The 6,606-nt window shown below is 68.7% G+C and carries 4 protein-coding genes; all 4 read left to right on the forward strand.

All coding sequences use genetic code 11. From position 1 onward, the window contains the following. Positions 1-98: 98 nt before the first annotated feature. Positions 99-1,970 (forward strand): type VI secretion system baseplate subunit TssF, encoded by a 1,872-nt coding sequence (tssF, locus tag FHT32_RS16250; protein WP_176665648.1) that lies wholly within the window; start codon positions 99-101, stop codon positions 1,968-1,970. Then, positions 1,967-3,202: a type VI secretion system baseplate subunit TssG gene (gene tssG / locus FHT32_RS16255; protein ID WP_176665649.1), complete on the forward strand. Its 1,236-nt coding sequence runs from the start codon at positions 1,967-1,969 to the stop codon at positions 3,200-3,202. Before tssF ends, tssG begins: the two co-directional genes overlap by 4 nt. A gap of 124 nt (positions 3,203-3,326) precedes the next feature. Beyond that, the gene (gene tssH, locus FHT32_RS16260; RefSeq protein ID WP_176665650.1) at positions 3,327-6,074 is read left to right on the forward strand and encodes a type VI secretion system ATPase TssH; all 2,748 of its coding nucleotides are present in this window, start codon (positions 3,327-3,329) and stop codon (positions 6,072-6,074) included. A 21-nt stretch (positions 6,075-6,095) separates the two neighbouring features. Next, positions 6,096-6,606 (forward strand): type VI secretion system Vgr family protein (locus FHT32_RS35010; protein WP_256099020.1); only part of this gene is annotated, 511 nt, incomplete at its 3' end.

Here is a 6,606-nt window from a genome sequence, read left to right on the forward strand (position 1 = left end):
ACGCCGCGGAACCGGCTTTGCCGGGCCGCAGGTGTTGCCCCCTGCAAGGGGGTTGGCGCAGCGACACGAAGTGCGCGAAGCCTGGGGGTGAGCAACTGATGGATGCGAGGCTGCTCGACTACTACAACCGCGAGCTCACGTACATGCACGAGCTCGGGGCCGAGTTCGCGCAGCGCTACCCGAAGATCGCGGGGCGCCTGGGCATGCGCGGCATCGAGGTCAGCGACCCCTACGTGGAGCGGCTGCTCGAAGGCTTCAGCTTCCTCACCGCGCGCATCCAGCTCAAGATGGACGCCGAGTTCCCGCGCTTCTCGCAGCGGCTGCTCGAAGTGGTGTACCCCAACTTCCTCGCGCCGCTGCCCGCCATGGCGGTGGTGCAGATCGACGGCAACCTCAACGAAGGCTCGCTGAAGGCCGGCTACGAGCTGCCGCGCCACACCATCCTGCGCGGGCGCATGATCAAGGGCGAGCAGACGGCCTGCGAATTCCGCACCGGCCATGCCGTCACGCTGTGGCCGATCCGCATCGCCGAAGCCGGAGTCGGCCCGGTGCCGGCGGAGATCGCGCACGCCATGCCGGCGGTCGCGCGCCAGGCGAAGAGCGCCATCACCATCAAGCTCGAGGCGGTGGGCGGCGCGCGCTTCGCGGACATGCCGCTCGACCGGCTCGAGTTCTTCCTCTCCGGAGCCGAACTGCACGCGCTGCGCGTGCTCGAACTCGCCACGCACCACAACATCGGCGTCGTGTGTCGCAGCGGGCCGGGCACCACGGCGCGCATCGTGCCGCTGGGCGACGAGGCCATCCGGCACGAGGGCTTCGAGCCCGACCAGGCGCTGCTGCCCTACGACGCGCGCTCGTTCCAGGGCTACCGCCTGCTGCACGAGTACTTCGCGTTTCCCGACCGCTACCTGTTCTTCAGCGTGAACAAGCTGCGCGCGGCGGCCGCGGCCATGGGCGGCACCACGATGGAGATCGTGATCCTGCTCGACCGCGCCGACGCCGACCTCGAGCGGCTGGTCGACGCCAAGCATTTCTCGCTGTTCTGCACGCCCATCATCAACCTCGTGCCGCGCCGCAGCGACCGCATCCCGGTGGGGCCGGGCCAGCACGAGCACCACGCGGTGATCGACCGCACGCGCCCGCGCGACTTCGAGATATTCACCGTCGAGCGCGTCACCGGCCACATGGCCAACGGCTCTGAGGAGCGCGAGTTCAGGCCCTTCCTCGGCTCCTTCGCGGCCGACGACGGCGACTTCGGCGCGTATTTCTCGCTGCGCCGCGAGCCACGCCTGGTGTCCGACCGGGCGCGCGCCCAGGGCACGCGCACCAGCTACACCGGCAGCGAGGTCTACGTGTCGCTGGTCGACCAGCACGACGCGCCGTTCCCGCACAGCCTGCGCCACATCACGCTCGATGCGCTGTGCACCAACCGCGACCTGCCGCTTCTGCTGCCCACCGGGCTCGAATCGGACTTCACGCTGCGCGTGTCGGCGCCGGTGCGCTCCATCCGCATCCTGCGCGGACCTTCCCGGCCGTATCCCGCGCTGGCAGAAGGCGCGCTGACGTGGCGCCTCATCAGCCACCTCGGCCTCAACTACCTGAGCCTCACCGACGTCGATCCGATGCAGGGCGCCGCCGCGCTGCGCGAGATGCTCGACCTGTACGGCAACCTCGCCGACCCGTCGGTGCGCCGCCAGATCCAGGGCGTTCGATCGATGGCGCTGGCGCCGGTGTTCCGCCGCCTGCCGGAGCCCGGCCCGATCGTGTTCGGGCGCGGCGTGGAGATCGCGCTCAAGATCGACGAAGTGGCGTTCTCGGGCGCGAGCCCGTATCTCTTCGGCGCGGTGCTGGAGCAGTTCTTCAGCCGGCACGTGTCGCTCAATGCCTTCACCGAGTTCGCGCTGTCCAGCCTGCAGCGCGGCGAGATCGCGCGCTGGACGCCGCGCGTGGGACGCCGTCCAGCCGTATGAGCGAAACCGGCTTCACCGACGCGGTGCAACGCCAACAGCAGGCCGAAGTGGCCGATGCTGCGGAAGGTGCCGTGCTGGACGCGGCCGGGACGCTCGTCCATGAAGCCTCGCAGACGCCGGAGCCGGGCCCGCAGGCGCCCGCGCGCGGCATCCCGCAGGCCGACCCGGTGCTCTGGGCCAGGCTGCTCGAACAGCCCTTCGAGCACGACCTCTTCATGCTGCTGCGCCGCCTCGACGCGCAGGACGACCACCCGCTGCTGGGCCGCGCGCCACGCCCCATCGACGAGCCGCTGCGCCTCGGGCAGGAGCCATCGATGGCCTTCGCGCCTTCGAACGTATCGGGCGTCGAAGCCGACGGCGACGGGCCGCCGCGCATCTCGATCTACGGCTTCGGCCTGTTCGGCCCCAACGGCCCGCTGCCGCTGCACCTGACGGAATACGCGCGCGAACGCAAGCGGCACCACGCCGACAACACCATCAGCGCGTTCGCCGACCTGTTCCATCACAGGCTGATCCTGCTGTTCTACCGGGCCTGGGCCGACGCGCAGTCGGTCAACAGCCTGGACCGCACCGACGGCCACCGCTTCGTCGACTACGTCGCCAGCCTCATGAACATGGGGCAGCCCGGCCTCAAGGGGCGCGACCGCATCGCCGACCACGCGCGCACCTTCATGGCGGGCCACCTGGTGCGCCAGACGCGCAACCCCGAGGGGCTGATCCAGATCCTGCGGCTGTATTTCGACGTGCCGGTGCGCATCGACGAGTTCGTGAGCGACTGGGTGATGATCGACGAGCGCCAGGTCAGCCGCATCGGCATGCTCGGCCGCAACCACCGCCTGGGCGGCGGCGCCACCATCGGCCTGGCGGTGCGCGATGCCCAGAGCAAGTTCCGCCTCGAACTCGGGCCGCTCTCGCAGGAGCAGTACCGCGAGTTCCTTCCCGGCAGCAAGCGGCTGCAGCAGGTGGTCGACTGGGTGCGGCAGTACGTGGGCATCGAGTTCGCCTGGGAGCTGCGGCTCGTGCTCCGGAAAGAGGACGCACACGGCATGCGGCTCAACAGCAACCAGCGGCTGGGCTGGGGCAGCTGGCTCGGCACGCGCATGTCCGACACCGACGCCGGCGACATGCTGTTCCAGCCCGAGGCACTGTTTTCCCGTTCCGCATCGGCGGTTCCTACCGATGCATCCCTTACCCGCTCTTCCGCAACTTCGCGCGAGACGCCCACGACATGACCAGCTCACGGTCTTTTCGGGAGGTACCGTGGAACCGGCTCTGCCGGGCCACCGGTGCCGCCCCCTGCAAGGGGGTTGGCGTAGCGACACGAAGTGCGCGAAGACTGGGGGTTAGCTCAATTTCATGACAGACATCCGCCGCGTCTCTCTGTTCTCCAAGCTCAATCCGATGCTCTACAAGGCATTGGAGACCGCCACCGCCTTCGCCAAGCTGCGCGGCAACGCCTACGTCGAGCTGGTGCACTGGCTGCACCAGATCCTGCAGCTGCAGGACAGCGACATGCTGCGCATCATCAAGCGCGCGGGCCTCAACCTCGATGCCGTCGAGCAGGACCTGGTGCGCGCCCTCGACCGGCTGCCGCACGGCGCCACCTCGATCAGCGACATCTCCGAGCACGTCGACAACGCCGTCGAGCGCGCGTGGGTCTATGCGAGCCTGCGCTTCGAGGCCACCTCGATCCGCGGCGCCTACCTGCTCGCGGGCATCATCAAGACGCCGGGGCTGCGGCAGGTGCTCTCGGGCATCTCGCGCGAGTTCGACAAGATCGTGCCCGACGTGCTGGTGGCGCAGCTGGCCTCGTGGACCGAGGGCTCGCCCGAAGACGACTTCGACGTCGCTGCAGCCAGCCCGGCGGGCGGCGCGCCGGCTGCTGCGCATCACCAGGGCGACGGCCCTGCCGCCGGCGGCTCCGCGCTCGCCAAGTACGCGAGCGACCTCACCGCCAAGGCACGCGCGGGCGAGCTCGATCCGGTCTACGGCCGCGACGACGAGATCCGCCAGATCATCGACATCCTCATGCGCCGCCGCCAGAACAACCCGCTGCTGACCGGCGAGGCCGGCGTGGGCAAGACGGCGGTGGTCGAAGGCCTGGCCTCGCGCCTCGCCACGGGCGACGTGCCGCCTTCGCTGAAGGACGTGTCGCTGTGGGTGCTCGACCCTACGCTGCTGCAGGCCGGTGCGGGTGTGAAGGGCGAGTTCGAGCAGCGGCTGCGGCAGGTGATCGACGAAGTCGAGAAGAGCCCGAAGCCCATCGTGCTCTTCGTCGACGAGGTGCACACGCTGGTGGGAGCTGGCGGCCAGGCCGGTACCGGCGACGCGGCCAACCTGCTCAAGCCCGCGCTCGCACGTGGTCGGCTGCGCACCATCGGCGCGACTACCTGGTCGGAGTACAAGAAGTACATCGAGAAAGACCCGGCGCTCACCCGGCGCTTCCAGACCATCCAGGTGCACGAGCCCACCGAGCCCAAGGCGGTGCTGATGCTGCGCGGCATCTCGGCCGAGCTCGAGAAGCACCACGGTGTGCTCATTCTCGATGCCGCGCTCGAGGCGGCAGTGAGCCTGTCGCACCGATACATCCCCGCGCGCCAGCTGCCCGACAAGGCCGTGAGCCTGCTCGACACCGCATGCGCGCGCGTCGCACTGAGCCAGCACGCGCTGCCCGCCGCCATCGAAGACCTGCAGCGCCGCATCGAGGTGCTGGGCATCGAGTCGGGCATCGCGGGGCGCGAGGCTGCCATCGGCGTGGGCGAGCCGCAGCGCGTCGAAGACATCGCGGCGCAGGTCGCGCAGGCGAAGGCAGAGCTCGAAGTGCTGGAGAAGCGGCGCGTGGAAGAAAGCGCGCTGGTCGAACGCATCGTCGCGCTGCGCAAGCTGCTTTCGCCGGCGGCCGTGCCGCAGGCGCAGACGCAGGCCGAGGCAACGGAAGCAGAAGACGCCGAGGCGCCGGCGAATGTCGACGTCGACCCCGACACGCCTCCCGCCGAACCCCAGCGCACGCCCGAAGAGATTCGCGCCGAACTCAACGAGGCACAGGACAAGCTCTCGCAGTTGCAGGGCGAATCGCCGCTCATCCTCGCGGCGGTCGATGCGCAGGCCATCGCCACCGTGGTGGCCGACTGGACCGGCATTCCCATCGGCCGCATGGTGCGCGACGATGCGCAGTCGGTGCTCAGGCTCGGCGAGATTCTTTCGGCCCGCGTGGTCGCGCAACCCGATGCGCTGGAGACCATCTCGCGCCGCATCCGTACCGCGCGCGCGCGGCTGGACAACCCCAACAAACCCGTCGGCGTGTTCCTGCTGTGCGGTCCTTCCGGCGTGGGCAAGACCGAGACGGCGCTGGCGCTTTCCGAGGCGCTGTACGGCGGCGAGCAGAACCTCGTCACCATCAACATGAGCGAGTTCCAGGAGTCGCACACCGTCTCCACGCTGAAGGGCGCGCCGCCCGGCTACGTGGGCTACGGCGAAGGCGGCGTGCTGACCGAGGCCGTGCGCCGCCGGCCCTACAGCGTGGTGCTGCTCGACGAGATCGAGAAGGCGCACACCGACGTGCACGAGATCTTCTTCCAGGTCTTCGACAAGGGCTGGATGGAAGACGGCGAAGGCCGCCACATCGACTTCCGCAACACCGTGATCATCATGACCTCCAACGTCGGCACCGACCTGGTCATGCAACTGTGCGAAGACCCGACCCTGCGTCCCGACCCCGAGCCGCTGGCCGCCGCGCTGCGCGAGCCGCTGCTGAAGGTGTTCGCGCCCGCGCTGCTCGGCCGCCTCGTTGTAGTGCCTTATTACCCGTTGCACGCGGAGGCGTTGCATCGCATCATCCGCCTGCAGCTCGATCGCATCGCGACGCGCCTGCAGGCGAACCACGGCATCGCACTGGCCTACGACGACAGCGCCGTCGAACTCGTCGCACGCCGCTGCACCGCCATCGAGTCGGGCGGCCGGATGATCGACGCGATCCTCACGCACACCATCCTTCCGAGGCTGAGCGAGGAAGTCATCGGCGCCACGGTCACAGCGCGCAAGCTGACCGGCGTGCGGCTCAGCGCCGCGGACGACGACTTCCGCTACGAGTTTTCCGAAGCGTAAAAAGTACAAGGAGACAACCCGATGGCCAGAGTCGTTCGAGCCCACACGCCCCTGGCCGAAAGCCAGCTGCTGTTTCGCTCGATGCGCGGGACGGAGGGTTTGTCGCAGCTGTTCGAGTTCGAGGTGGATCTTGTGAGCCCGAGCGCGTCGCTGGATCTGAAGTCGGTGCTGGGCAAGCCGCTGACGCTGGAGATCCAGACGGCGGGCAGCGGGCCGAGGTACCTCAACGGACAGGTGATCCGCTTCTCGATGATCGGGCGGGACGGTGGCACAGAGCGCCACACCGTGTACCGGGCCACCGTGCGGCCATGGCTGTGGTACCTCACGCGCGCGAGCGACAACAAGATCTTCCAGAACAAGAGCGTGGTGGAGATACTGGAGGAAGTGTTCGGCGACTACGGCTTCGCGTTCGAGAAGCAGCTCTCCGGCAGCTATCGGCAGTGGGAGTACTGCGTGCAGTACAACGAGAGCGACTTCGCCTTCGTGAGCCGGCTGATGGAGCTCGAAGGCATCTACTACTGGTTCAAGCACG

Source organism: Variovorax sp. SG517 (assembly GCF_013376045.1).
In the GTDB taxonomy this organism is placed as follows: domain Bacteria; phylum Pseudomonadota; class Gammaproteobacteria; order Burkholderiales; family Burkholderiaceae_C; genus Variovorax.